General features: G+C 63.4%; 29 protein-coding genes and 1 tRNA gene. 12 read left to right on the forward strand and 18 right to left on the reverse strand.

Annotated elements, in window-relative coordinates; translation table 11 throughout:
* The first annotated feature begins 189 nt into the window (after nt 1-189).
* The 4 genes from NLM33_RS23780 to NLM33_RS23795 all read left to right on the forward strand — a co-directional run bounded on the left by NLM33_RS23780 (nt 190) and on the right by NLM33_RS23795 (nt 2187).
* Nucleotides 190-525, forward strand: a complete 336-nt coding sequence (locus NLM33_RS23780; RefSeq protein WP_254099263.1) for a hypothetical protein — start codon at nt 190-192, stop codon at nt 523-525.
* Between the two features lie 78 nt (nt 526-603).
* Entirely contained in the window at nt 604-981 is a 378-nt protein-coding gene (locus NLM33_RS23785; RefSeq protein WP_254099265.1) for a hypothetical protein, read from the forward strand.
* 402 nt (nt 982-1383) lie between these two features.
* Complete coding sequence (locus NLM33_RS23790; protein ID WP_254106209.1) at nt 1384-1695, forward strand: hypothetical protein; 312 nt, start codon at nt 1384-1386, stop codon at nt 1693-1695.
* Between the two features lie 135 nt (nt 1696-1830).
* Nucleotides 1831-2187, forward strand: a complete 357-nt coding sequence (locus tag NLM33_RS23795; RefSeq protein ID WP_254099267.1) for a hypothetical protein — start codon at nt 1831-1833, stop codon at nt 2185-2187.
* A gap of 310 nt (nt 2188-2497) precedes the next feature.
* Here the strand turns inward: NLM33_RS23795 and NLM33_RS23800 are convergent, their stop codons facing one another.
* The 4 genes from NLM33_RS23800 to NLM33_RS23815 all read right to left on the reverse strand — a co-directional run bounded on the left by NLM33_RS23800 (nt 2498) and on the right by NLM33_RS23815 (nt 4191).
* The gene (locus NLM33_RS23800) at nt 2498-2716 is read right to left on the reverse strand and encodes a hypothetical protein (RefSeq protein WP_254099269.1); all 219 of its coding nucleotides are present in this window, start codon (nt 2714-2716) and stop codon (nt 2498-2500) included.
* Between the two features lie 227 nt (nt 2717-2943).
* Nucleotides 2944-3018: transfer RNA gene (locus tag NLM33_RS23805), tRNA-Glu, on the reverse strand.
* Nucleotides 3019-3163: 145 nt separating this feature from the next.
* Nucleotides 3164-3739, reverse strand: a complete 576-nt coding sequence (locus tag NLM33_RS23810; protein WP_254099271.1) for a DUF2846 domain-containing protein — start codon at nt 3737-3739, stop codon at nt 3164-3166.
* 110 nt (nt 3740-3849) lie between these two features.
* Nucleotides 3850-4191, reverse strand: coding sequence for a hypothetical protein (locus tag NLM33_RS23815; protein WP_254099273.1), 342 nt, complete (start codon nt 4189-4191; stop codon nt 3850-3852).
* Here NLM33_RS23815 and NLM33_RS23820 point away from each other — a divergent pair.
* Nucleotides 4190-5197 carry an RluA family pseudouridine synthase gene (locus NLM33_RS23820; protein WP_254099275.1) on the forward strand — a complete coding sequence of 336 codons (1008 nt, stop codon included), beginning with the start codon at nt 4190-4192 and terminating at the stop codon, nt 5195-5197. The two genes, NLM33_RS23815 and NLM33_RS23820, sit on opposite strands and share 2 nt — an antisense overlap.
* Nucleotides 5198-5417: 220 nt before the next feature.
* The gene (gene rpoH, locus NLM33_RS23825) at nt 5418-6317 is read left to right on the forward strand and encodes an RNA polymerase sigma factor RpoH (protein WP_254099278.1); all 900 of its coding nucleotides are present in this window, start codon (nt 5418-5420) and stop codon (nt 6315-6317) included.
* Nucleotides 6318-6470: 153 nt separating this feature from the next.
* On the opposite strand, the gene NLM33_RS23830 is transcribed toward rpoH, so the two are convergent.
* The 4 genes from NLM33_RS23830 to NLM33_RS23845 all read right to left on the reverse strand — a co-directional run bounded on the left by NLM33_RS23830 (nt 6471) and on the right by NLM33_RS23845 (nt 10030).
* Nucleotides 6471-7094, reverse strand: a complete 624-nt coding sequence (locus NLM33_RS23830; RefSeq protein WP_254099280.1) for a peptidoglycan recognition family protein — start codon at nt 7092-7094, stop codon at nt 6471-6473.
* 58 nt (nt 7095-7152) lie between these two features.
* Nucleotides 7153-8373 carry a GGDEF domain-containing protein gene (locus tag NLM33_RS23835; RefSeq protein WP_254099282.1) on the reverse strand — a complete coding sequence of 407 codons (1221 nt, stop codon included), beginning with the start codon at nt 8371-8373 and terminating at the stop codon, nt 7153-7155.
* Between the two features lie 618 nt (nt 8374-8991).
* The gene (locus NLM33_RS23840) at nt 8992-9603 is read right to left on the reverse strand and encodes a LysE family translocator (protein WP_254099284.1); all 612 of its coding nucleotides are present in this window, start codon (nt 9601-9603) and stop codon (nt 8992-8994) included.
* A gap of 52 nt (nt 9604-9655) precedes the next feature.
* A complete protein-coding gene (locus tag NLM33_RS23845) occupies nt 9656-10030 on the reverse strand; it encodes a response regulator (RefSeq protein WP_254099286.1) in 375 nt (124 codons plus the stop codon).
* A gap of 126 nt (nt 10031-10156) precedes the next feature.
* Here NLM33_RS23845 and NLM33_RS23850 point away from each other — a divergent pair, with 126 nt between their 5' ends.
* Nucleotides 10157-10987 (forward strand): SDR family oxidoreductase, encoded by an 831-nt coding sequence (locus NLM33_RS23850; protein WP_254099288.1) that lies wholly within the window; start codon nt 10157-10159, stop codon nt 10985-10987.
* A 155-nt stretch (nt 10988-11142) separates the two neighbouring features.
* On the opposite strand, the gene NLM33_RS23855 is transcribed toward NLM33_RS23850, so the two are convergent.
* The 4 genes from NLM33_RS23855 to NLM33_RS23870 all read right to left on the reverse strand — a co-directional run bounded on the left by NLM33_RS23855 (nt 11143) and on the right by NLM33_RS23870 (nt 14232).
* On the reverse strand, nt 11143-12000 hold the full coding sequence (locus tag NLM33_RS23855; RefSeq protein ID WP_254094386.1) for an IS3 family transposase: 858 nt from the start codon (nt 11998-12000) through the stop codon (nt 11143-11145).
* Nucleotides 11997-12398, reverse strand: a complete 402-nt coding sequence (locus NLM33_RS23860; protein WP_254094384.1) for a helix-turn-helix domain-containing protein — start codon at nt 12396-12398, stop codon at nt 11997-11999. Before NLM33_RS23860 ends, NLM33_RS23855 begins: the two co-directional genes overlap by 4 nt.
* 290 nt (nt 12399-12688) lie before the next feature.
* Nucleotides 12689-13495, reverse strand: coding sequence for a lytic murein transglycosylase (locus NLM33_RS23865; protein WP_254099290.1), 807 nt, complete (start codon nt 13493-13495; stop codon nt 12689-12691).
* A gap of 68 nt (nt 13496-13563) precedes the next feature.
* A complete protein-coding gene (locus NLM33_RS23870) occupies nt 13564-14232 on the reverse strand; it encodes a DUF6498-containing protein (RefSeq protein WP_254099292.1) in 669 nt (222 codons plus the stop codon).
* A gap of 269 nt (nt 14233-14501) precedes the next feature.
* Between NLM33_RS23870 and NLM33_RS23875 the strand changes: the two genes are divergently transcribed.
* From NLM33_RS23875 to NLM33_RS23885, 3 genes are all read left to right on the forward strand, one after another.
* The gene (locus NLM33_RS23875) at nt 14502-15446 is read left to right on the forward strand and encodes an OmpA family protein (RefSeq protein WP_254099294.1); all 945 of its coding nucleotides are present in this window, start codon (nt 14502-14504) and stop codon (nt 15444-15446) included.
* A 213-nt stretch (nt 15447-15659) separates the two neighbouring features.
* Nucleotides 15660-16001 (forward strand): hypothetical protein, encoded by a 342-nt coding sequence (locus NLM33_RS23880; RefSeq protein ID WP_254105868.1) that lies wholly within the window; start codon nt 15660-15662, stop codon nt 15999-16001.
* Nucleotides 16002-16484: 483 nt separating this feature from the next.
* Complete coding sequence (locus NLM33_RS23885; RefSeq protein WP_254099297.1) at nt 16485-16721, forward strand: hypothetical protein; 237 nt, start codon at nt 16485-16487, stop codon at nt 16719-16721.
* A gap of 18 nt (nt 16722-16739) precedes the next feature.
* Here the strand turns inward: NLM33_RS23885 and NLM33_RS23890 are convergent, their stop codons facing one another.
* The 3 genes from NLM33_RS23890 to dnaG form a co-directional block, all read right to left on the reverse strand.
* Nucleotides 16740-17120 (reverse strand): thiol-disulfide oxidoreductase DCC family protein, encoded by a 381-nt coding sequence (locus tag NLM33_RS23890; protein ID WP_254099299.1) that lies wholly within the window; start codon nt 17118-17120, stop codon nt 16740-16742.
* Nucleotides 17121-17203: 83 nt separating this feature from the next.
* Complete coding sequence (gene rpoD, locus NLM33_RS23895) at nt 17204-19363, reverse strand: RNA polymerase sigma factor RpoD (protein WP_254099301.1); 2160 nt, start codon at nt 19361-19363, stop codon at nt 17204-17206.
* Between the two features lie 376 nt (nt 19364-19739).
* Nucleotides 19740-21749, reverse strand: a complete 2010-nt coding sequence (gene dnaG / locus NLM33_RS23900; RefSeq protein WP_254099302.1) for a DNA primase — start codon at nt 21747-21749, stop codon at nt 19740-19742.
* A 162-nt stretch (nt 21750-21911) separates the two neighbouring features.
* On the opposite strand from dnaG, the gene NLM33_RS23905 reads away from it, so the two are divergent.
* Nucleotides 21912-22475, forward strand: a complete 564-nt coding sequence (locus tag NLM33_RS23905) for a chlorite dismutase family protein (RefSeq protein WP_254099304.1) — start codon at nt 21912-21914, stop codon at nt 22473-22475.
* A 145-nt stretch (nt 22476-22620) separates the two neighbouring features.
* Here the strand turns inward: NLM33_RS23905 and NLM33_RS23910 are convergent, their stop codons facing one another.
* The 3 genes from NLM33_RS23910 to NLM33_RS23920 form a co-directional block, all read right to left on the reverse strand.
* On the reverse strand, nt 22621-23019 hold the full coding sequence (locus NLM33_RS23910) for a gamma-glutamylcyclotransferase (protein ID WP_254099306.1): 399 nt from the start codon (nt 23017-23019) through the stop codon (nt 22621-22623).
* A 216-nt stretch (nt 23020-23235) separates the two neighbouring features.
* The gene (locus NLM33_RS23915) at nt 23236-24051 is read right to left on the reverse strand and encodes a transglutaminase family protein (protein WP_254099308.1); all 816 of its coding nucleotides are present in this window, start codon (nt 24049-24051) and stop codon (nt 23236-23238) included.
* Nucleotides 24052-24963 (reverse strand): transglutaminase family protein, encoded by a 912-nt coding sequence (locus NLM33_RS23920; protein ID WP_254099316.1) that lies wholly within the window; start codon nt 24961-24963, stop codon nt 24052-24054.
* A gap of 91 nt (nt 24964-25054) precedes the next feature.
* Between NLM33_RS23920 and NLM33_RS23925 the strand changes: the two genes are divergently transcribed.
* On the forward strand, nt 25055-25858 hold the full coding sequence (locus NLM33_RS23925) for an N-formylglutamate amidohydrolase (protein WP_254099318.1): 804 nt from the start codon (nt 25055-25057) through the stop codon (nt 25856-25858).
* The last annotated feature ends 37 nt before the right edge of the window (nt 25859-25895 follow it).

Here is a 25895-nt window from a genome sequence, read left to right on the forward strand (position 1 = left end):
TACCCGCTCGTCCAGGAATTGGCCTCTGGATTGCTTCCGTCGTCGGGAAATGAACGCAGAGTATCGCGATCCCAATACAGCGCTCCAGCTTGATCTCGACCTAGAGGCAGGCCATATGTTCACGAGAAGAGCTGTTGTTCAGGGTTTGACCGTAGCTGCGCTGAGCTGCACAAGCTGGGTCTTGTCGAGTTGGCAAACAACGGCGTTACCACGGTCCACAATTGGTCCAACAATACCCGCACGCCAGCACATGCGGACGCCGAGCTGACAGCGCGCCGCGACGCAATGGTGCGCGCCCGTTTCGCCTATGCGCATCCGGACCTGCTCGATCAGACCAAGCTAATCGATTTCAACGACAGCGACCGGGTTAAGGACCAATGGTTCGGCAAGACCTCGCCGTTCGAAGGCGTTGTTCACCTCGGCGTAAACCTTCGGGGGATGAGCCAAAGCACGGAGGCGGTGTTCCACGAGGAAATAGGACTGGTGATGAAGCGAGGACTTCCTCGTGCCATTCACGCCGGATAGTTACCGCCAAACACCAACAATGCCAACGACTACGAGAAGCGCGGTTATCTCGGCCCGGACCTGCTAATCGCTCACTATGTGGTGGGCGACGGTGGCGACTTCGCGGCGCTGGCGAGAACAAGGACTCCGCTCAGCTTCGCAACCGTTTCGGAAATGCGCCTTGGCAAGGCCGGTGACCACTGTGCCGCCTTGATGCGCATGCGAAGAGCGGGCTTGACGCTCTCTCTTTCCGTCGATGCCAGTCTCATCGGTCCGCCGAACATGTTCGAACTGATGCGAACTACGTGGAATCTGGGCGTTCCGTGGCAGGGCTCAGAATCGGCCGATCAGAAGCCGATTGGCTATTCCGAAATCATTCGCATGGCGACTATCAACGGCGCCACCGGGGGCGGTTGCCCGGACCTCCGCGCAATACTGCCGTGCCTTTTCGACATCTTTCCGCAGATTGCCGAATAGCGCTTTGCGATGGCCGACAGCGCTTTGAAATTGTAGCAGACTGCCTGCAACCGCGCGGCAGTCGCGTCGATATCGGAAACCCGTATCGCCGCGATGTCGGCCCCGGCCGACGAGGATCAGGCGATAGCCGCATTCACCCAGTGTTTCGCCAGGGCGGCGCCGAGCCAGAGCTGGTTCGCAGCCGCCGTCAAGAAGGCGCAGAGCCAGCTCGACTTGCTGCCACCGCGCCGAGGCGGGCCACGACCGGCTTCCCGAGAAGCGGCGAATGTATCACTGAAGCATAGTCGAGTATCGCTCAGTACTAGTGCGAGTGCAAAACTGCATCGCTGCCTAAAGTTACGGTCGGCAGCTTTTCCGTTTTTTAGTAGTTGCCCACTAGAACGATTGCCGAGGAGCTCTGGTGTGCAGGTGGTCGTCATGGAAGAACTGGACTCCGAGTACAAGCCCGCTTGGACCAATGGTTGGATCGCCGCCGCTTTGGCAGTGATTGCGATGATGTTGCTGGCCGTTGATGTTGCGGACCAGAACTTAGACTCTCCCGGCGGAGGCGTCGAAGGTACCAACTCCTATGCGGCAGTGTTTGCTGCTGGAGCGACAGTCAGTCCGACCGATCCCGGCAAACCGGTGCGCGGTCTTGCGCTCCTTGCGCAGAACCGATCCGTGAAGAAGGTCGCGGCCCTGCAAAGCGAGGCCACCCAAAGTACCGCTGACTAGCCGGCAAACGACACGCTTTGCAAGGCACGGCCAACCCGACGCTGATCTTCGATACGATCAAGTCCAAGACAAAAAACGAGCCGCCCAGGCTCGCCGGCGCAAATCACTTACATGCGTATCCCAGGAGTCTTGACAATGAAGCATGCGATCGTTGCTCTTCAGATTTTCGCGACGCTGACCTCGTCCGCAAGAGCCGAGAGTTTCACGCGCGAGCAGAAATCGACCATCGACCTTGTTGCCCGCATCATCGTTGCAGGCACCGACGACAACTGTCGGCATGTTGTGACAATCGACCGCGCGATTGCCGAAGAGCTCCTGAACGCAGGGGTTACACCTGATCAGCAGATGGACTCGATGGAGGTCACCCTGTCGGTTTCGAGAGCCTATGCGCGTTCGAGCTACGACTCGAATCCTTCGCGGTTCTGCAAGGAGGCGTGGCAATTTGCCGGGGAAAAAGGAACGCACAAGCGGCAAATGCTTGAAATAAAATAGCCCGGCCCGGGAAATCGGTGCAGTCGCGCTAGCTGATCTGGCTGAGGGTCCAGACCGGCGGCACCCAGGCCGGCGCCACCCAAGACGCCACCAACATATTTTGCGCAAAGAGCGCGGTAGGCGGCGGCTTCCGTGACGATGAATGCGCTCCCGCTCGGCGCGCGTTGTACGATTTCGACTAGGGATGCGGCCTCAAGACTTGTGCTTACGATGCAGCCGACAGCCCGAAAGGCTCTTTCGAGCTGGTCCGAGGCGAGCTCGGACCCGACGTAGCGCCGCCAAGCTTGCAGAAAGCAGCGCTTCAGCTCAATCAGGGTAGCCCCAGCGGGCGGCAGAACGACAACGATGCTTGCGCAAAGGCCGGCCGATCGCCTTTGCGAAACATGCGCAGCAGCGCGGCGATGGAAGCATCCAACCAAAGGGCATTTTCCCCCAACAGGAATAGATCTGCACAGCCGGGAACGGGACCCTTCTTCCGGAAGAACTCCAATAGCCCATCGTCGTCCTTCGGTTTGGCCGCGTCCGACATCCGGTCCTCCGCAGAGGGCGCTCCGATCGCTCCAGCAGTTCAAATTGGAGAGGAGAGCCCGCGGTTACAATGCACAGCGAACGATCGCGCCCTGCGCCAGCTCCAAGGATTCGATTAGTCAACAAATCAGGACGCTAAATTGGTATGCGACAGCTGATGAGTCGTCGGCATCCGACAAGACACCAACTGGACACCACCCGCAGGCCAACAGCTAAGTTATTGAAAAATGGCGCTCCCTAGGGGAATCGAACCCCTGTTTCAGCCTTGAGAGGGCCGCGTCCTAACCGCTAGACGAAGGGAGCGTGAGGGACAGGACATAGCCGCGAATTCCGTCGGCGGCAAGCCTCGTTCGGGGGCGATAATCCCGGATATGCGGCGACTGCGGCTCAAGCTTAACCGCGCGATGGCCCATCCGGGCTCGCGTTCACTCAGAACCACTGGGAACACTCACGGCGCCTTCAGCTTCTCGATCGCGGCGGCGCCGGCGGCCGGCTCCAGCCGAAACAGCCCCGCGCCCGCAAATGCGGACTTCAATGGCGACGTCGATCGGATCTGCTGCCCGCTGCTGCCTGCGATAGCCTGGTTGAGCAGGTCCTGACCGATGGCGCCACCGCGCTGCGTCCCGACCCCGAAGTAGTAAGTCTGGCCGGCCTCGATCGGGACTTCGACCTCGTAGTCCGTCATGGACATCGTCGTGTGGGAGGCGATCTTGTAGGTGCCCGGCGGGCGCTCGACGGAGAAAAACGACCCCATCTCGAGCTTTCCGACGGGCTTGTCGTCGATCTTGATCTCCGACGAGGCGGCCAATCCGCCCATCGCGCCGAAAATGCCCTTTTCCCGCAGGAAGCACAGCCGCGCGAGCCGAGCGCCCTTCGGTTTGGCCTGAGCTGCAGGTCCGGTTTGTTTGGCCTGCGCTGCAGGTCCAGCCTGCTTAGGCTGCGCGGCGGCCGCTGCAGGTCCTGCGCATCCGACCCATCCGACGACGACAGCAATTGCAACGACGAGTGACTTGATACGCCCCATTCCCAGTCCCAGCCCCAGCCCATATTCCCCGGGGCAAGACCTAAATCAGAAGTTGCACGGCAAGACAACATGGACCGGAGAACGATGCTCAACTCATCCCGAGCCCGGCTTTACGGCTCATAGGCAAATTTCAGCCTGCCGGCGGGCCGCAAGGTGTGGGCATCGAAGGTGCGGATTTCGGTGCCCCCGCCGACGTCGAGGGTTACCATCACGCGGTCGCCGGCCACCGCCGTCGAGACGATCTTCGCGCCCTTCGGCAGGGTGGCAGTGACGTCGCTCAAGGCCTCGGTCGCCCTTCCCTCGGACTTGAAAAGGCGGTAGCCCACCGCGATCAGGACGGCGCAGATCGCCAGCGCCGTGGTCAACCCCGCGATCAGCATCATCCGCCGCACCCGCGCGAACAGCGCGGCCTGCTCGGAGGTCGGTTCGGGAACAGCGGTTTCGGTCGTCATGCAGGGCTCTGGGTCAGCGCAAAGGTTGGAGGTTGTCGTCGCCGGCGACGAGGGTTCGGCCCGGCTCGATCGGGTGCTGGCCGCCCGCCTGCCGGACCTGTCGCGATCAAGGCTGAAAACCCTGATCCTGGCGGGCTCGGTGACACTTCGTTCGGAGGCGATCCGCGACCCCGCTTATCATGTCACATCAGGCGATACGATCACAATCGACGTGCCGGAGGCCGCCCCCGCTGAGCCCCTGGCTGAGGACATCGCGCTCGATATCGTCTTCGAGGACGACGACATCATCGTCATCAACAAGCCCGCGGGCCTGGTCGTGCACCCGGCGGCCGGGCATGAGACCGGCACGCTGGTGAACGCGCTGATCGCCCATTGCGGCACCTCGCTGTCCGGCATCGGCGGGGTGCGCCGGCCCGGCATCGTGCATCGGCTGGACAAGGACACCACCGGGCTGATGGTGGTCGCCAAGAACGACCTCGCCCATCAGTCGCTGTCGGCGCAATTCGCCGACCATGGCCGCACCGGTGAGATGCGGCGTGGCTATCTCGCCTTTGCCTGGGGCGTGCCGAGCCGCCAGCGCGGCACGGTCGATGCGCCGATCGACCGCCACCCGCATGCGCGGGAGAAGATGGCGGTCCGGCAAAACGGCCGCGCGGCGGTGACGCATTGGGAGATTCTCGAGAGCTTTGCCGGGCGCGACGGCAAGCCGGTGGCCTCGCTGCTCGCTTGCGAGCTCGAGACCGGGCGCACCCACCAGATCCGCGTCCATCTTTCCCATATGGGCCACCCCCTGCTGGGGGATGCCGTCTACGGCCCCCACTTCAAGACCAAGGCGAACCAGCTCGGGCCCGAATCGCAGGGGGCGCTGGCCGCCCTCGGCCGGCAGGCCTTGCACGCCTATCTGCTGGTAATTGAGCACCCGCGAAGCGGAGAACTCCTGCACTGGGAACAGCCTTTGCCGGAGGATTTGCTTCTCCTCGAGGGGAGGCTGAAAGCGGCGCTATGACGCAGGCTGCTTCAGAAAAGCTTTACATTACAAAAAGTTATGGCAGCCACACGGGGACGTGACGTCAGTAATCCTTCCCTAAATGACCCCCGATGGGGTATATTGCGCCTGCGTTCGAAGATGATCGGACGCGGAACATCGCAGCCCGGCCGGCTTTAACCAAGCGGTCGTCTGCCTGGCCCGCCGCTATCGGGGGCCTGAACCTTTGGAGGGCGCAAGTATGGCCCGTGCAGCCACGTTGCCGGTTCTGAATGGAGAATCCGGCCTTTCCCGTTACCTCGCCGAGATCCGCAAGTTTCCCATGCTGGAACCCCAGCAGGAGTACATGCTCGCCAAGCGTTGGCGCGAGCATGACGATCGCGACGCGGCGCATCAACTCGTCACCAGCCACCTCCGTCTCGTGGCCAAGATCGCCATGGGCTATCGCGGCTACGGCCTGCCGATCTCCGAGGTCGTCTCGGAAGGCAATGTCGGCCTGATGCAGGCGGTCAAGCGATTCGAGCCCGAGAAGGGCTTCCGTCTCGCCACCTACGCCATGTGGTGGATCAAGGCGTCGATTCAAGAGTACATCCTGCGTTCCTGGTCGCTCGTGAAGATGGGCACCACCGCGAACCAGAAGAAGCTGTTCTTCAACCTGCGCAAGGCGAAGAGCAAGATCTCGGCGCTGGACGAGGGTGATCTGCACCCCGACCAGGTGAAGCTGATTGCCAAGCGCCTTGGCGTCACGGCTCAGGACGTCATCGACATGAACCGCCGTCTCGGCGGCGACGCGTCGCTGAACGCACCGATCCGCGACGACGGCGAGGCCGGCGAATGGCAGGACTGGCTGGTCGATACCTCGCCCAACCAGGAAGCCTTGATGGCCGAGCACGAGGAATACGATCATCGCCGTGACGCCCTGAACGGCGCCATGGGCGTGCTCAACCCGCGCGAACGCCGCATCTTCGAGGCGCGGCGCCTTGCGGACGAGCCGATGACGCTGGAAGACCTCGCTGCCGAGTTCGGCGTGTCGCGCGAGCGCGTCCGCCAGATCGAGGTCCGTGCCTTTGAGAAGGTGCAGGCCGCGGTCAAGGGCACGATCGCGAAGCAGGAACAAGCAGCGCTGGAAGCCGCGCACTAAGCGCGGGATTTTTCAGCGCCAGAAATTGGCGGATCGAAGAGACTTAAAAGCCGGCGGCAACGCCGGCTTTTTTGTTGGCTAGCAAGAAGCACCGTGCACGCGGCGTCCCTTTTCGATGTTTTGGTTCGGACAAGCAGGACGAGGGAGCGCTCCCTATTCGCCCCACTCCCTCGCCAGGGTCGCGAGCCAGCAGCCTTCGCAGTAGCGTCCGTCCTTGAAGTCGATCCAGTTGTGCGCATAGACGTGGTCGAGCGGGATGGCGTAGCGCGCCCGCAGGACAGCCACGAGGGTACGCCACGCCGCAACCTGCGCCTCGGTCGGCCCCGTCGTCACGTCCGGAAAATTGCCGGCAAACTCGACACCGATCGAGTTGTCGCGCACGACCTGATGGTAGGTCGCGGAGTTGTCGATGAAGGCGTTGTCGTTGCGATTGGCGCCATCGCCATGGGTCGGCACTAGGTTTTCAGGGACGGCCCAATAGACCGTACCGTCGGTCTCGACCCATATCGTGACGCCGCGCCGCGTCGGGTTCTTCGATTGCGCCAGCGCCCCCATGCGGGCGGATCCCGCCGGCCCCTCGGTCTGGTGCACGATGATGTTGTGCCAGGCATGGGCAGCACCGACGTCGCCCCAGGGTGCCAGCCAGACCATGTTCAGGCCGGGAATCGTCGGCGTGCCCGACGCCCGCGCTATTCTGGCAAGGTCGGGATCGGTTGCCGCGGCCGGAGCGAGCAGTGCAAACGCGGCGAGCAGCATCGCGAGAAGGCGGGAAAGCATGAGGCAAACCTAAAGCGCGATGACGATTCATTCCAATCTCATCGCGCTTTAGCATGCGTCAGGCGAACTTGCGTGCCGCTTCCGTTGGCAGTTGCGGCAAGTCCGGCTGGAGCGGCGGCGCGGGATCGTAGACCGCAAAATCGTTCTTGCCGTTTTTCTTGGCGCCATAGAGCGCATGGTCGGCGTTCGCCATCAGCCGGTCGGGAAACTGGCCGATGCCGCGCTCCCACTGCGCGATCCCGATCGAGACCGCGATCGGAATCTCGCCTCCTGCGCAGGTTTCGGCATCCCTGCGGCAAACGTCCAGCACGCGGCGGGCAATCAGCGCGCCCTCAATCTGGGTCGAGGACGGCAGCACGATACAGAACTCGTCACCGCCGGTGCGGGCGAGCATGTCGCCTGGCCGAAGGCGCGTCTGTGCCATCAGGGTGAAATGCTGCAGGCAGGCATCCCCCGCGGCATGTCCATGGGTATCGTTGATGGCCTTGAAGCCGTCGAGATCGATGACCAGCAGCGAGAACGGCTCGCCGCTGCGCTCCGAGCGGGCGCACTCCTCGGTGAGGCGCTGCAACAGGTGCCGCCGGTTGGCGACGCCCGTGAGGTCGTCGAGCAGTGCGAGATCGGCGACCTCGTTGCGCAGGCGCTCGATCGCCATCAACAGGCAGCCGAAATTCCAGGCCATCGCCAGGAACACCAGAACCAGGATCAGGCCCGCTTGCAATCCATTGAAGTTGATCGCGGTGATGGCGCCGCCAAAGCCGAGCAGCGCGGCAACGGAGCGGATCACGTGCGCGGACAGCAGCATGAAGGCGACGATCGCGGCGAGACGCGCGCCGGGATTTTCCCGGCCATCCTGCTTGCCGAGGAGGAGCGGCAACACCATCAAGATCGGCGTCGATTGTCCCAGCGAATAAATCAGGACGCGCGCGGGCATGTAGTCGATCACGACCAGGAACCCGGCGAGGCCGGCCGTGGTCAGCAACGAGACCGCGATCGCCGTGCGCCAGGCCACCGGCTTGTCGTAGAACCGCGTCACGCCCATGCAGGCGAGCCAGGACGAGAAGATCATCAGCCCGCCGCCGGCAATCAGCGGAAAGCGCGGATCCATCACGCCGCGCAGCATGGTGATGCCGGCACCGACCGCCGCGAGCACCGCGGCCGCCGTCCAGAACCGCGCCGCCTCGAACTTGGGATAAGCGTTGGCCACGTAGGCCCAGATCAGGCCGAGAGCCAGGAAGTTGATGACGATGACGATCCAGAGTGTCGACACGCTCAGCATGGCGACTGCGAGACACGCGTCGTCTCGCCCTCTCCGTTTGGCAGCCGTCCGTCCATAACCATCCCCGTCTTGTTACCGGGACAATGCGCGCGGCGCGCTTAACGGAATCTCACCGCGATCTTCGAAAGCGCGCCTTTGGTTTTGGATTGATGAACGCCGCGCGCGCGTTGCCGGATCGTTAGCCATGTCGTGCGGGCGTCTGGCGGACGGCGGCAAGGCGGATTCGCAGACGGAAATCACCCATAAAAGCGTTTGATCTGTGGATAACGTAATGACAGCGGCGTGACAGCGCGGGGCAGGCGCCCGCGAATCTGCTGAGTTTGGTGTCGAGGATGTTGCGAGGCTGGCCCTCCGCCGAGCATCCCTCGTGTCGCGTTCCACCATTAACCCTTGAGAGGATACTATGGCTAAGAAAGCGAAGAAGGCGAAGAAGGCGAAGAAGGCCAAGAAGGCGAAGAAGAAGTAACGCTACTTCTTGTTCTGCCCGGGTGGAGCCTCGCTCCGCCCGGGCGTCAGTGGGGCGGTTCTAAAACGGCGGGCGCGGGCCCGCTTTTTTATTGGCCAGGCGTCGACTGCTTCACTCCATTCCTCGCCCTTTGCGGGGAAAGGCGAACAAGCCTACCGCTCCGCGAACGCCAGCCTCGCGCCGAGCGCGGCAAAACCGGCGGCAAAGCTGCGGCGCAGCCAGGCCATGACGCGCGGGCGGGAAATGACGCGCTCGCGCAACGAGGCGGCAAACAGGCCGTACACCACGAACACGGCAAAGGTCATTGCCATGAAGACACCGCTCAATTCCAGCATCCGCGCCAGCACATGGGCTTCATCAGCGCCAATGAACTGCGGCAGGAAGGCGAGAAAGAAGATCGAGAGCTTTGGATTGAGGATGTTGATCAAGAACCCCGTGACAATCACCCGCCAGCTCGAACGCTCCGCGATGTTCGCCTCCACCGCCAACGCTCCGGTCTCGCGCAGCGCCTGCCAGGACATGTAGAGCAGATACGCCACCCCGCACCATTTCAGCGCCGCAAAGGCCAGCGCGCTGGTGTGCAGCACGGCGGCAAGCCCAAGCATCGCCGCCGTCATATGCGGCACGATGCCGAGCGTGCAGCCGAAGGCGGCGGCAACGCTCGCCCGCGAACCGCGCGTCAGGGCCGCCGCCAGCGTGTAGAGCACGCCGGTGCCTGGTGAAGCGACTACGATCAGGGAGGTAAGCAGGAAGGACAAGGTCATGACCCGACCTTATCACAGCCCTGATGGCGAGAAAGCACCGCCCGAACGGCCGTCAGGAGAGCTGGGCGAGCTCGGCCTCGCGCAGCACGTCGAGCGGAGCCCAGGGCTTGGCCCAGAACTTGGCGCCATCAGGCAAGGGCTGCGTCAGCGGACGCCCGGAGGTGACGACGACGTCCAGTCCTGGATTGCGTTCCTTCGCGATGTGGGCAAGCTCGACCCCGTCTGTACGGCCGCCGAGTTGCACGTCGGTCATCAGGAAACACAGCGTGCCCGCCGCCACGTCGAGAACGTGCCGGGCATCCTCGCCGCTTGCACACTGGATGACATGATAGCCGCTCTCTTCCAAAAGAAGACTGAGCATCTCGCGCTGCATGGCATCGTCCTCGACAATCAATGCCACTGAACGAAATCGCCGGGCCTGTCCCATGGGCTGCTCCTGAATTGCTGGCCAAGGGCCTCAAGTATCCTATGTTAAAAAGGGAACCGCGAATTGGTTCGGCTTCGGGCCAAATATTGTAAGTAGTGTTCCCTCCCTTGAACCCATGGAGCTCGTATGACGACGATCCGCGGCGCCGCCGCCATCACGGGAGCCTCGAGCGGCATCGGCCGCGCGCTGGCGATCGAATTTTGCCAGCGCGGCTGCGATCTCGCACTCGCCGATCGCGACGAAGCCGGGCTGAAGGCACTGACTGCCGAAATCGGAGGCAGAAGCAAGGTCAGCGTGCATCGCGTCGATGTCGCAGAGCCGGGCGACATCGCGCGTTTCGCGAGCGAGGCGGTCGCGGCGCATCCCGCGCTCAACATCCTCGTCAACAATGCCGGCGTCGCGCTGCTCGGCTCCTTCGGGGAAATCGATCAGGCGCAGATGGAGTGGCTGTTTGACATCAATTTCTGGGGCGTGGTGCACGGCACGCGCGCCTTCCTGCCGCATCTGAAGGCGAGACCGGAGGCACATATCGTCAATCTGTCCTCCAGCTTCGGCATCATCGCTCCGCCCGGACAATCAGCCTATGCGGCCGCGAAGTTCGCGGTGCGCGGCTTTTCGGAGAGCCTGCGCCATGAGCTTCAGGTCGCGGGAAGCCCGGTGAAGCTGTCGGTGGTGCACCCCGGCGGCATCGCCACCAACATCGTACGCAATTCGCGCACCGGCGTTGGCGTCACCGACAATGCCCGCCGCGCGCAGTCGATCGAGTGGTTCGAGAATGCCGCGAAGACGACGCCGAAAGCCGCCGCCCTGCGCATCATCAAGGGAATCGAACGCAACGAGCCGCGCATCCTGATCGGCAACTACGCCCGCTTCATGGACCTTCTGCAACGCTTCCGCCCAGGGACGTATTGGAAGCCGCTACAGCGAAGGCTGGAGAAAATGGCGCAGGCGAAGTGAGAGTCAGGGGGCGCTCAGCAGTCCCACGCGTATCGCTGTCATTCCCCGCGAAAGCGGGGAATCCAGTACGCCGCGGCCTATCCATCTTCGTCACTGGACTGCACCCCTGAAGTGAGACACGATAATTTCAGTGACAGCGGGGTTGTCACGATGCGTTATCGCGCTTTGTTTTGGGCGAACGCGGTTTCGAATTCAAGAGGCGACTGATATCCGAGCGCCGAATGGAGGCGCTCTTTGTTGTAGACCTCTGCGATAAAGCTGTTGATGTGGCGGCGCGCGTCGCCCAGGTCAGTAAAGGCCCGGCCGTTGACCTGCTCGGCCTTGAGCGTCTTCATGAAGCTTTCGGCCTTGGCGTTGTCGAAGGGATTGCCCGGCCTGCTCATGCTGATGGTGATGTCGCGATCGGCCAGTCGCTGGCGATAGGCGATGGACGCATATTGCACTCCGCGGTCGGAGTGATGGATCAGGCTGCCGGGTGCCGGCTTCCTGGTGGCGATGGCTTTCTCCAGTGCAGCGATGGCGAGTGAGGCATCGAGCGTGTCTTCAAAAGCCCATCCGACAGCCTTGCGCGAGAAGGCATCCAGAATGACGGCGAGATAGGCGAAGGTCTTGGCGAGATGGACATAGGTGATGTCGGCGACCCAGATCTGATCGGGTGCGGATGGCACCAGGCCGCGGACCAGATTGGGGACGACGAGAACGCCCGATGGCCGTTCCGCAGGCGGCTTCAGGAACGGCGTCTTGCGCTGCGCGAGCAGATTATCCTGGCGCATAAGCCGCTGAACTTTCTTGGCATTCACCGCCATACCTTGGCGCCGGAGGGCAGCTGTCACCCGCCGATAGCCGTAGAAGACGTGCTTGAGGCAGATGCGCTGGATCACATCGCGCAGCTCGCAATCTGCTGTCTCGCTGCTGCGTTTGGCGAGATGGCGGTAATACGTCGCGCGCGGCAGGCCCGCGAGGCGGCATAGTCGCTGCACGTCGGCGTTTGCGTCTGTTACCTGCGAAGTCATCGCTTGGATGACTTCGACGATGCGGATGCGGGTTTGCCTTGCGCTGCCGGCCGCTCCAAGGCGCGCAAGGCTTGTCGAAAAAAATCGAGATCCATCTGCTGGCGCCCCACCAGCCCTTCGAGCTCGGCGATGCGCGCTTTGGCGAGCGCGAGGGCGGAGCGCTTGTCGTTGTACGTCGCTAGCGGCTTCAGCTTGCGGGGGCCAGGCTTGGGTCCGCGCTTGCGGTTCAACCCGTCTGGCCCATCGGCCTTCCACGCCTTGATCCAGTCGTGGAGAATCTTGCGAGAAATCCCGAGTTCACGGGCTACCGGCAGAACGCCGTCGCCTCTCTCAACCCGCTTGATCGCCTTTATTTTGTAGGCCGTCGGAAACTGACGGTTCTTTCCTTGTACTGCCACAGGTCATCCTTGAAATGCCTGTCACTGAAATTATCGTGTCTCGCTTCAGGGGTGCAGTCCAGTCACTGTCACTGGAATACTGGATCACCTGCTTTCGCGGGTGATGACGGTTGAGAGTGTGGAAGGCGCTTGCCACAAGTTCGTCATTGCGAGCGCAGTTCGTAGCGTGGGCAAAGCGACTTGTCCGCCGTAGCTCGAAGAGCGAGGGCGGAAGCGTGCCCACCGTGTGTTTGTCCGCAAAACAAGGTGGGCACGGCGCGTTGCGCCTTTGCCCACCCTCGCATTTCTCTTCACTGCCCCATCAGCCGATCGGCAAAATACCCGATGGTCTTGCGGTAGATCAGCGCCCTGTTCCACTCCCGCATGGCTTCGAAATTGGCGGTGCCTTCGCCGTAGGGCTGGCCCATCTTGAAGCCGTTGGTGTGCAGGAGGTTCGCGGTCGAGGCGAGCACGTCGGCGACGCTGTGGCGGAGGTCGACGCGACCGTCGCCGTCGAAATCGACGCCGTACTTGATGTAGGACGACGGCAGGAACTGCGTCTGCCCGATCTCGCCGGCATAAGCGCCGATCAGGTCGCGCAGCGGCAGGTCGCCGCGCTGCACGATCTTGAGCGCGGCGAGCAGCTCGCCCTGGAACAGCTCGGTGCGGCGGCAATCATGCGCAAGCGTTGCGAGCGTCCGGATCACCGGCAGCTTGCCCATGTCGCCCTTGCCGAAATCGCTCTCCAGCCCCCAGATCGCGACCAGTATCTGCCGGGGCACGCCGAACTGCTGCTCGATGCGCGAGAGCAGCGCGGCGTGGCGCTGGAGCAGCGCGCGGCCGCCATTGATGCGGCCGGGACCGACGCGGGTCGAAACATACTGTTCAAAACTCTTGTTGAAGGTGTAGCGCTGGCGCCGGTCGAAGGCGAGCACCGCGCCGTCCTCCGTCAGCCCGCCCAGCGCGGCACTGGTCACGCCAGAGGAGATGCCCGCGGCCTGCGCTTCGGACGCCATGCCGGCGACGAACGCATTGAAATCGCCGCCGCAGCGGGTGGCCTCAGCCGAGCCGCTGGCCAGAAGAACGATGGAAGCGATGGCCAGACCGAACCTCAGCATGTCGAATCCCTAAATCTCTTGCGCAAAAACGGCGGCGATCATGCCCGGGAAAGCCAGGCACGTCAAAGCTAGCGGCGCCTCATGTCGAACAACGTCTTCAATCCTATCAGGATGAGGATGGGTGCCTGGCTGCCATAGCTGCGCGCCAGCATCGCGCCAAAGATGATGCCGGCCTGCATCATCACGATGCGGCCAAGCGTGGTGCCGACGACCGGACCAACGCCGTCGGCCGGCGATGGCGCCGCCCCGGCGCGCATGGGCCGCTTTGGCGAGAGTCGCGCCTGGATCGCCTCGACGACATCGGGCCGCGCCGGCGAGCGGCAAAAGTCGACGAGACCGGCCAACGCCATCAGCACGAGCGGCACCCAGGCGCCGGACTTGACGACGAACTCGCGAACGAAGCTCGCCGCACCGGTGATGCGATGCGACCAGTCGCCGGAGAACACCACCCACAGGATCAGGAAGTGCCCGGCCATGAACGCGAACAAGAGCCCGCCGAACAGTTTGACCATGTCCGCATTGGTCGCAGCCCGCGTGCGGCCGTTGACGGTGATCTCACCGAGAAGATGCTCCGGTAGCCGCGCCAATGTCAGCACCATCCAGAAGCCCGCGACCGCCGTCTCCATCCAGTACAGCATCAGCAGCTGAAAGGGATCGACGTGGCGATAGAGCAAGCCGTAGAGCGGCAACCCGTTGGCGGCCGCCGTCAGCAGGTTCTGCGCGATGAGGACGGGCATGGCGGGGAGCGGTGCGAGCGTTCGTGGTCGGGGGCAGCGGGCCTTGATCGTTCGGGTCAGCCCATCAGTCGTCCCATGAGTCGTCGCGGCGCCGGGAATGGTTCGATCGCGGCGAAAAACTGTCAAAGTATCTTTCCGCGAAGCACGTGTGCGGCAATGGATCGAGCAGCAGGTGAGCATCCCGATTCGGCGCTCGGACAGAACCGGCGAGGCGACAGGCGAGACTAATGTTCTGCGCCCCGTTTTCTCCCAACCGACAGAGAGTGCCGATGCCCGCGCTGCGCCACATCCTCGGACCGCTTGCCCTTGCCGCCCTGCTCTCGTTCCACGCCGTCACCGCCGCTTCCGCACAAACCCGCGATGTCGCGGGTGCCCGGGACTATCCCGGCGTCGGCCGGTTCGCGGGCAGCGTGATCACGGGCTATGTGACAAAGGATTTCGACGCGACGCGGATGCAGGCAGCGGCATTCAGGGACGGCCAGCCCACCGACGCGCGGCGGCTGGAAGGCCGCGTCGTCCGCATCGCCTACCGCACCAATCCCGGCCCCTCGATCCTGGAAGTGTCCCGAAATTTCGAGACACAACTTGCAAAGGCCGGCTTCGAGACCCTGCTGGCCTGCGATACGGATGCCTGCGGCGCCATTCCCTTTACGGAAAGCATCGACACGTTGCCGGTCCCGCAGATGTGGGTCGACGGCTTCAACTACCGCTATTTTGCGGGACGCAAGACCGACGGTGGCCGCCAGACCTATGCCAGCGTCATCGTCAGCCAGAACAACCAGGAGATCTATGCACAGCTCATCGTTGCCGAGTTAGGGGCGATCGAAAACAAGATGGTGGATGCCGCCGCAATGGCAAAGGGCATCGGTGAGACCGGACACATCGCGCTCTATGGCATCTATTTCGATACTGACAAGGCCGTGCTCAAGCCGGAAAGCCGCCCGACGCTGGAGCAGATTGCAAAGCTGCTGACAAGCCAGCCGCAGCTCAACGTGTTCATTGTCGGCCACACCGACAGCCAGGGCGCCTACGACTATAATCTCGATTTGTCACGCCGCCGCGCCGAAGCGGTCGCGGCCGAGCTCGTGAAGAGTTTTCGCATCGCGCAGACGAGGCTGCGTACGGCAGGCGTCGGACTGCTCGCGCCGGTCGGCTCCAACGCGACGGACGCCGGCCGCGCCCTCAATCGCCGCGTGGAGCTGGTGGCGCCATGATGACGGACCAACTTTCTCGTCATCCCTCATTGCGCAATTGCGCAATGAGGGCGGCCCGGAATCCATTGAACCACGGAGCCGGCGGCGAGATGGATTCCGGGCTCGCGCTACGCGCGCCCCGGAATGACGAGCGCGAAACTCCGCCCCTAACGGCTTGATGCTTCGCGCGCTGGTGCTAACCTCGATCCACCGGTGCAGACAAAGCTGTACGTCATGCCCAACGACCAACAACCTCCTCGCCCGACGCGCCTCGCACTCCTGCGCGTGCCCCTGTTCCGGCTGCTCGCGATCAACCTTGCGATCGGCGCCTGTGCCGCGACGCTGCTTGTCGGCGGGCTGCTGCTCATCAATCCCGCCCACTTGCGTGATCTCATCTTCGCCGACAGTTCGCCGGTCGTCGCAATTTTCCTCCTGCTCGGCTCCTTCCTCGTCACCTTCGGCTCGGCCGCGATGGGCAGCGCGATCATGGCGCAGGGCCGCAAGGAGGATGATGGTGGAGGCGGCGGTGGAAAGCTGCAGCTGACCCCGCAAAAGCTGATCGACGAACCGCGTTAGCGCGCACGCATCGAATGGCCATTGACGCGCGATGGAACCGATGCAACCGGCTGCTGCCGCGGACAAACGCGGCGAGTTCCAATCGCGGCGTCGTGATCGAGATAGTTCGACAGGCCAAGCAAATCGTTCGAATCTCAAACGCAAAACGCGACGGCGATTAACATATGTGTGTTGCGCAAGCGACATCGCCCTGTCACAATTTTTTCTTGCCAGCACGCTGATCCAGCGATACACTTCTATCTTAAGTTGTCGTCCTTGCCAGCCCCGGGCGACGCTGAAGTCCAAAAATAAACGGCGGGCTTTTCGGCCCGCCGTTTATTTGAGGCTGAGGGCCGCACCAGACCTGACGCGGCATTTGACGCTTCCATCTCGCAAACAATTGTCGTCGATCGATTGCGCTGATCGACTCCGCGGCCACGAGCTCCGCACCGGCAGCCAGCAAAGCCATTTGACTATGGCGCCCTGATCGATCACAAGCCGGCCATGGCCAAAAAACCCGGAACCAATCCCAAAGGCGAATTCGCCTTTTTCAACGTCGTCTATGAAGACGATTCCCAACGCTCCAACCGCCGCGTGCCTGCCGAACTGCTCGGCGGCCTCGACGGCGACGACCCCGCCCGCAGCTTCATCATGGAGCAGGACCGCGAGATCGCCGAAAAGTCCGGCCGCCCGGCGCTCGAGATCAAGCGGATCGAGCGGGTCGGCGCGAAGAAGAAATAGGCCGACACAGGCAGGCGCTCACCAGCGCCCGCTCCGCTTGTTCCAGGCAAACAGCAGATCGGCAAAACGGTCATAGAAGAACCGCGTGAACGGCAGCGCCACGCGATTGCCCAGCAGGGCCGCAAGCCACCCCTCCCCCGGCGTCGTCAGCCACAGCGCAATCGCGACATCCGCGCCGACGACGAGGCGGCCGGCCTCATCGGTCGCATGCAGGCGTCGCCTGACGTCGTCGAGCGATGCGCCAAAGTGCGCCAGCGCGTCGGGCTGCTCGTTGATATCCTTGAACTCGATCGTGCCTGTACGCACCAGCGCCAGCAGCTTGTTACGCTGCCAGTCGATGCCGGCGTCGCAGACGGGGCAGCGGGTGTTGTACCAGACGGTGAGGTGAGGACTCGGCATGAGCGGTTAAGCTCGCAGTAGTGGCTAAATAAGAAACGGCAGGCTCACGCCTGCCGTTCCGAATACCAAGAGTGGCCTTCCGATCAATTATCCAAAAAGCTCCGCAGCTTCCGGCTCCTCGACGGATGCTTCAGCTTCCTTAGCGCCTTGGCCTCGATCTGGCGAATACGCTCGCGCGTCACCGAGAACTGCTGGCCGACTTCTTCCAGCGTGTGGTCGGTGTTCATGCCGATGCCGAAGCGCATGCGTAGCACGCGTTCTTCACGCGGGGTGAGCGAGGCGAGCACCCGCGTGGTGGTCTCGCGCAGGTTCGACTGGATCGCGGCGTCGATCGGGAGGATCGCGTTCTTGTCCTCGATGAAATCGCCGAGATGCGAATCCTCTTCGTCACCGACGGGCGTCTCCAGCGACAAGGGCTCCTTCGCGATCTTGAGGACCTTGCGCACCTTCTCCAAGGGCATGCCGAGCTTCTCGGCGAGCTCTTCCGGGGTCGGCTCGCGGCCGATCTCGTTGAGCATCTGGCGCGAGGTGCGCACGATCTTGTTGATCGTCTCGATCATGTGCACGGGAATGCGGATGGTGCGCGCCTGGTCGGCGATCGAGCGGGTGATCGCCTGCCGGATCCACCACGTCGCATAGGTCGAGAACTTGTAGCCGCGGCGGTACTCGAACTTGTCGACCGCCTTCATCAGGCCGATGTTGCCTTCCTGGATCAGGTCGAGGAACTGCAGGCCGCGGTTGGTGTACTTCTTGGCGATCGAGATCACGAGGCGGAGGTTGGCTTCCACCATCTCCTTCTTGGCCTGGCGGGCTTCGCGCTCGCCCTTCTGCACGGAGTGCACGATCTTGCGGAATTCGCCGATCTCGAGACCGGTGAGGGCTGCGAGCTGATGCACCTCGTGGCGGAGGTCCTTGATGCGGTCCTTCTCGTGATGGACGAAATTCTTCCAGCCCTTGGCCGAGAGCTTCGAGACGCGGTTGAGCCAGCGCGGATCGAGCTCGGAGCCGGTATAGTTGCGCAGGAAGTCGTCGCGCGCGACGCCATGGCTGTCAGCAAGCCGCATCAGGCGTCCTTCATACGAGACGAGGCGCTTGTTGATGTCGTAGAGCTGCTCGACGAGTGAATCGATGCGCGCCTGGTTGAGGCGCAGCGACTTCACCTCGACGATGATCTCGTCCTTCAGCTTCCGGTACTTGCGCTCCTGGTGCGGCGAGAGCGACGGGCCGTGCGACGTGCTCTCGAGCTGGTTCTGGATGTCCTGCTCCTGGAGCTTGCGCAGCTTCTTGTAGTTGTCGGCGATCTTGTCGAAGATCTCGACGACCTTCGGCTTGAGCTCGGCCTCGATCGCCGCGAGCGACATCTGGTTCTCGAACTCGTCGTCCTCGTCCATGTCGGCTTCGGCGGCGGCTTCCGCCGGGTCCTTCTCGGCCTCGGTGCCATTGCCGACACCGGGCGCGGGACGGAACGGGGTTGGCGACGGCGGCGCGGCGGGCGGCGCGACGTGCGCGGGCGCAGCACCTGTCGCTGCGACGGCTTCACCACCTTCAGCCGGTACTTCGCCGTTCTCGCCTGCGGGACCGCCGATCATCGCGGTGTTCATGCCGGCCTTGGCGTCCGGACCGGCATAGGTCGCTTCGAGATCGATGATGTCGCGAAGGAAGATCTTGCCTTCGTTGAGCTCGTCGCGCCAGATGATGATGGCCTGGAAGGTCAGCGGACTTTCGCAGAGGCCTGCGATCATCGCCTCGCGGCCGGCCTCGATGCGCTTGGCGATCGCGATTTCGCCTTCGCGGGACAAGAGCTCGACCGTGCCCATCTCGCGCAGATACATGCGGACGGGATCGTCGGTGCGCTCGCCCGGCTCGCTCTTCTTGACCTCGGTGACGGCCTTCTGGGTGACCTCGACGAGCTCGTTGTCGGTCTCGTCCTCGCCGCCCTCGTCCTTGTCGTCCTCGCCTTCAGAGTCGTCGGCTTCGGTGACGTTGATGCCCATGTCCGAGAGCATGGACATGATGTCCTCGATCTGCTCGGGCGAGGTCTGGTCGGACGGCAAGACTTCGTTGAGCTGATCAAAGGTCACGAAGCCGCGCTTCTTGGCCTGCTTGATCATCTTCTTCACTGCGGCGTCGGACAGGTCGAGCAACGGCGAGGGCGCGTCCTGGGAATCCTTCTCCGGAGCGTCCGCTGCCTTGTCGTCCTTTTCCTTGTCCTTCGCCTGCAGCGTCTTTGCCTTGGTGGCCATCCATTGCTCCTAAACGCGCTTCATACAGGCGGCTCGCATGGGCCTGCCCGAATTCACTTGAACCTGTTTCGACGCTCTCGCTTCGTCAGATCTCGACACGGAAAGGGCGGCGCAAACCTCTTTTCGCCACCCCAGAACTTCTCTCGCCGGATTTGCCTAACGCTTCGTGAGCACCTTTGTCGCCGGCGAATGCAGGTAGAGTGCCAAACAGCGAATGCGCGGATTTATTCCTGACGCGTCTGTTATGCCTGCGGCCGCCTCTGGCCAAAGTGCTACAAGACAGTTAAGCCTCGATTAACCCTGTTTCTGCCGCCAAACCTTGGATTTGGCGAGTCTTTTTGCGGTTCCGGCCCCGGCCGTCCGCATGATTCTTATCTCACACGCTCTTCTGAGACCGGCCCGACAGCTCGCCAAAACCCTCGATCAGGGCTTCGGTGCCGTCGACCTCGGCCATCCTGGCCTTGACGTCACGCAGCCACGCCAAATTGGCCTCGCTGGGGTCTTCCCCCAAGGCCAGCTCGGCGTCTTTCAGCTCCCTAAGTAGTGAATGCCACTGCCGATGCAAGGCGACGAGCTGATTCCAGGTGGCAAGAACGTCATCCGGTGCTGCGCCCTCGCGTGCCCCGAACACGGCCTGGGTCGTGATGGCGCGCTCAACTCTTTGAAGTAGCGGAGAAAATCCGCCCCGATCGAGGTCGGCGCGCATCTTCTCGGCCTGCTCGGACGGGTCCGGGCTGTGGTGATGGTCGTTGGCGAAGGCGGCAATGATACCGGCACGGAGCTTGTGGGCCTCGGGATGGGCCAGCTCCAGCGCGGCGACCTCCTCCAGATGGTCGTGCAGCAGCCAGGGGTGGTTGATCAGGCTTTGCAGGATCAGGGCTTCCCTGCGGGAGATGGCGCTGCGCTGTCCCCGCATGATCGGGCTTGCCGCGAGCTGCGGGCTCGCCGCCTGGTACGGACCGGAGGGGAGCGAGGTGGGAATCGGGCCGCCGCGGCGCCCCTGGCCGGCGAATCGATTCGCGCCGCCCCCGCTGCGAGGCTGGAAGGAGCGGCCGGGCTGCGCGCGAAAATTGCCGCGACCGGCGAAGCCGCCGCGCCCGCCGTCTTCAGGCGCAAAGGTGCGCTGCAGGCGCACGGCGAGATCCTGACGATAGTAGCGCCGCACGACCTCGTCGCGGATGCCGTTGCTGAGCTCGTTGATGCGCGCCTCCAGCGCGGCGCGGCGCTCGGGCGTGACAAAGCTGCCGCCTTCGAGCTCGCGCGACCAGATCACGTCCGCAAGCGGTCGCGCCGCCGCGATGACCTCCTCGACCGCGCCGCGACCACCGGAGCGCACGAGATCGTCGGGGTCCTGCCCCTCCGGCAGCAGCGCGAAGCGTAGGCTCTTTCCGGGCGCGAGGAACGGCAAGGCAAGGTCCGCAGCACGATAAGCGGCCTTCTGGCCGGCCTTGTCGCCGTCGAAGCACAGGATCGGCTCGTCCGCCATCTTCCAGAGCAGCGCGAGCTGGCTTTCGGTCAGCGCGGTACCGAGCGGCGCGACGCTGCCTGCAAAGCCCGCGGTGACCATGGCGATGACGTCGACATAGCCTTCGACCACGATCAACGCCGCGCCGTCATGCGCAGCTTTCCGCGCGGTGGCGTGGTTGTAGAGATTGTCGCCCTTGTGGAAGAGCGGCGTCTCCGGCGAGTTCAGGTATTTGGCCGGGACGTCCTTCTCCAGCGCCCGCCCGCCGAAGGCGATGACGCGGCCGCGCAAGTCAGTGATCGGAAACATCACGCGGTCGCGGAAGCGGTCGTAGGGGACGGGGATGTCGTTGCCCGCGACCAACAGGCCGGTCTCGATCATGTCCTCGACAGAGACGCCCTGCTTGCCCAGATGCTCTTTCAGCGCAAAGCGCTCGGGTGGCGGCGGCGCATAGCCGAGGCGGAACTGCAACTGCGTCGCAGGCGAGATGGCGCGATCGGCGAGATAGCCCCGCGCCTTGGCGCCCAGGCGCGAAGCCAGCGTCTCGGCAAAGAACTTTGCCGCGAGCTCCATGACGTCATGCAGTGTCCTGCGGCGCTGCTCGTGCCGCGCGGCATCCGGGGTTGCCGCCGGCAGCGGCAGGCCCGCCATGTTGGCAAGCCGCTCGACCGCTTCGCCGAACGGCAGGCCGTCGGTCTCCATCACGAAGGTGATGATGTCGCCGTGCTTGCCGGAGGAGAAGTCGTGGTAAAAACCCTTCTGGTCGTTGACGTAGAAGGACGGCGTCTTCTCCTGCTGGAACGGCGACAGCCCCTTCCACTCCCGCCCCGCCTTCTTCAGCTTCACGCGCTTGCCCACGACTTCGGAGACCGAAAGCCGGGCACGCAGCTCGTCGAGGAATTGGGGCGTGAAGCGCAGCATGGGGTGATTCTAGGCGTGAGTCGGGGCCTTGTGCCAGCCCGCTAGCCATATAGGGCTGGCTCTCGGAAATACGACGGTCGTGGGGTTTCTCCCGGTTATTCACAGGGGCTCTCCCACCACGTCGCGCTTGAACCCCGCGGGGTTCCGCGCTTCCATGTCCCCATGTTCACGACGTTTCGAGGCGGCCACAGCGGGGGTTGGCGCGTCACCTCGGTCTCACCCGTCAAGGGTGATCCCCTGCCATTCATGCCGGCGCTGTCGGTGGTCGACAGCGAGGCGGCGGCGCTGCCGCTTGTGCCGTCGCGCAATTCGTGGCGGCTGGTCGGCGTCGCGAGCTATCTCCGCTACACCGAGCGCGCCGAGAAGGAGCAGCTCGTCGCGGTTCAGGCCGGTCTCGGCCGCACCGAGGCGACCAGCGCGGCGCTGATCCCGATCCGCAAATCGCAGGCCTGGTGGGACCTCACGGCCGAAGAGCGGCGCAGGATATTCGAGGACAAGTCGCACCATATCGCCAGCAGCCTGCGCTTTTTGCCGGCGATCGCGCGGCAGCTCTATCACTGCCGCGATCTCGGCGAGCCGTTCGACTTCCTGACCTGGTTCGAATTCGCGCCGGCGCACGCCTCGCTGTTCGAGGAGCTGGTCGCGATGCTGCGCACGACCGAGGAGTGGTCCTACGTCGAGCGCGAGGTCGACGTGCGCGTGGTGCGCGAAGTGCTCGCAGGCTAAAGCATGATCCGGCCCCGAAGGGCCGCGTTAGCGCAAAGTGTGAAGCGGTTTTCCCTCGCGACAAACGCGAAACGCGTTTGCGCGGAGACCATGCGCAAACAACAACCTAAAGCGCGATGACGATTCATCCTAATCTCATCGCGCTTTAGTGTTCGAGGAAACGGCCGGACGCGATGTGCGGCAGGTCCGTGACCGGCCAGTTGTAGAGGTAGGTCCAGGCCTTCTCGGTCGCGCCATCCGCAGGCGTGACGTCGATCAGCGCGCGCAAATATTCGGTCGGCTCGGGAAAGCCCTCGCCGCAGGCCTCGTACATGTCGAGCTCGCGCAGCAGCTCGTCCGGCGCGCGGAGGCGAAAGAGTTCGCCGTGCACGAGGTCGGACGCGGCCTCCGACAGCAGGAGCCCCGGATAATGCTTCACGAGAACGAGCCGGCCGCGGCAGGTCGCATCCCCAAGGAAATCCGCATGCTCCGCCAAGAGCCGCGCCATCGGATGGTCGAAGCCGCGCATCAAGGTGCCGTAGACGAAGAGACGATCGGTGGTCATGGGGTGTCTATAGCCGCCAATTGTACGGAACAACAGCGCCACTCACCCGGTGTCGGCCTGGCGAAAGCCAGGACCTATAACCACCGAACGTGGGAGCAGGCAACCTGATGACCACGGCGTCGCGCCACACTGACAATCGGGATAATGGGCTTTCGCCAGGACGACACTGAGGAGACGTTGTGCCTGACATCGTCATTGCGATCGTGACGCGACAGCTCACGCCGCCTTCACCACCTCGTCGCTGACGACCTCGAACTTCTTCAATTCCATCCGGCCAAAGCTCGTCGACAGCGCGACGTCGGCGGCGTCGCGGCCCGTCGCCATCAGGATGCGGCCGATGCGCGGGACATTGTGGCGGGCATCGAAGGTGAGCCACTTGCCGGAGAGGTAGACCTGAAACCAGCCGGAAAAATCCATCGGGAACGGTTCGGGCGGAATGCCGATGTCGCCCATATAGCCGGTGCAGTAGCGCGCCGGAATGCCCATGCAGCGGCAGAAGGCGACCGCGAGATGCGCGAAGTCGCGGCAGACGCCGGAACGGCTTTCATAGACGTCGTGCGCCGACTTCATGTGATGGGCGTGCTCATAGCCGAAGGTGACGTGCTGATGCACGAACTCGGTGATCGCGCAGACGCGCGGCCAGCCAGGTTCACTCTTGGCGAACAGCGACCAGGCGATGTCGGTGAGCTTATCGGTCTCGCAATAGCGGCTCGGCATCAGATAGAGCAGAAGCTCGTTCGGCAGGTGCTCGATCGGCAATTGCTGCGCGGTCGGCATCACCTCGTCCGGCAGGCCGGTGTCGCGCACCAGCGCGCTGCCTTTCAGTGTGACGCCGCCCGCGGGCGCGACGAGGCGGCCGCAGATATTGCCAAAGCTGTCGTGATAGAAGCGGATCGGCACGTCCGGCTCGGCCACCACCGTCTCCTTGCCGATGATGTCGGCCTGGCGCGAGGGATGGATGTTGAGCATGATCACCATCGGCGTCGGCTGTGGCGCAGCGTAAGCAATCTCGAAGCCGACCTTGATGTCCATCTACAAAACCTCTGTCTCCAGCTCCTCGTCGCTCTCTTGGTCGTCCGAGACCACCTTGATGTTCACCTCCATGGCCTCGAACGCCTCGGCCGAGCCGAGATAGACGCCATGCAGCGGGATCGCCTGGCGGGGATCGCGGGCCACCGCGACGCGGATCAGATCGCGCGTGCCGACGATGCCGTTGGTCGGATCGAGCTCGATCCAGCCCGCGCTCGGCAGGTACACCTGCACCCAGGCATGGGTCGAGCCGCCGCCGACATGGCGCGTCTCGAGATCCTCCGGCACGAAGATGTAGCCGGAGACGAATCGCGCGGCGATGCCGAGCCGGCGCAGCGCCTCGATCATGAACAGCGCGTAGTCGCGGCAGCTGCCGGTGCCCGTTTGCAGCGTGTCGAGCGGATGCTGCGTGCCCTGCTCATGACGCTTGCGATATTTGAAGGCCTTGCGGATGCCGTGCGTGATCCCGCTCAGGATCTTGAACGTCGGCGTCGGCGCCTCCTCGTCGAGGAAGCTGCGCGCCCATTCCGACAGCTCGCCGTCGGCATCGGCATATTGCGGCGTGATGTAGTGGACGAGGTCGGGGAATTCCTCGTCGTCATAGACGAAGGGATAGAAATAGGCCGGATCATCCGGCGTCAGCGCGAACTCCTCGACCGGATTGTGCTCGACGGTGACGTGCCAATCGAACGTCAAGACCTCCGCGCGCTCATCGAAATTCGCGATCGCGACCGAGTTGCCGAACACGTCGTGGATCCAGTGCAGCGACATCGGCTGGGGCGAAATATGAAGCCGGCTGTCGAGCACGCGCAGATCATGGCTATCGCGCGGGCGCAGCATGATGCGATGCTCGCCGAACGCCACCGGGCGGTTATAGCGATATTCGGTCTTGTGATGAATCGTGAGCAGCGGCATCGTGGGCAATCATGGTGATTTTGGATCGGCTAATCTATAGCGTTGGCTGCCCAATTTTAAGAGCAGAGTGCATTTTCCATAGGCAGTCAGGATGACCTTAGAGGCGGCCGGCGCGACGAATCAGCTTCTCGGCAAGGGCGACATTCCGCCGGTGCATGAGACGAATGCGGCAGGAAGCGCGCCCTTTCTGCTCATTTGCGATCATTACGGGCGGGCGCTGCCGCACGCGCTCGGCGATCTCGGTGTCGCCGAGAGCGAGCTGACACGGCACATCGCCTGGGACATCGGGATCGCCGGCGTCGCCGAGCGGCTGGCACGGATGCTGGATGCACATCTGATCGCGCAGCGCTATTCGCGGCTGGTGATCGACTGCAACCGCCCGCCAGGCGTCGCAAGCTCGATCCCCGTGATCTCGGAGGCAACGGTGATCCCGCGCAATGAGGGGATGTCCACCGATGAGCGCGACGCCCGGCGCCGTGAGATTTTTGATCCCTATCACGGCCGCATCAATGCGGTGATCGACGCGCGTGTTCACGCCAGGCGGCCAACGGTGCTGGTCGCGCTGCACAGCTTCACGCCGGACTATGCCGGCGTCGCGCGGCCCTGGCACATCGGCACGCTCTATCACCGCGACACGGTGCTGCCGCACCTCTTGCTGAAACATCTGCGCAGCGAAAGCGATCTCGTCGTAGGCGACAACGAGCCCTATGCGGTGAGCGACCTCACCGACTACACCATCCCCGTCCACGGCGAAGCCCGCGGCCTCTTCAACACCGGCATCGAGATCCGCCAGGACCTGATCACGGACCAATCCGGCCAGCAGCAATGGGCGGAACGGCTGGCGAGGATTTTTGCAGAGATCGAGAAAGAGCTGAGGGCGGAGGGGCTGGTGTAGCCGCGGCTCGACGCAAGCCGCTGCTCATCTCTTCAAT

It is taken from the genome of Bradyrhizobium sp. CCGUVB1N3 (assembly GCF_024199925.1).
Classification (GTDB): domain Bacteria; phylum Pseudomonadota; class Alphaproteobacteria; order Rhizobiales; family Xanthobacteraceae; genus Bradyrhizobium.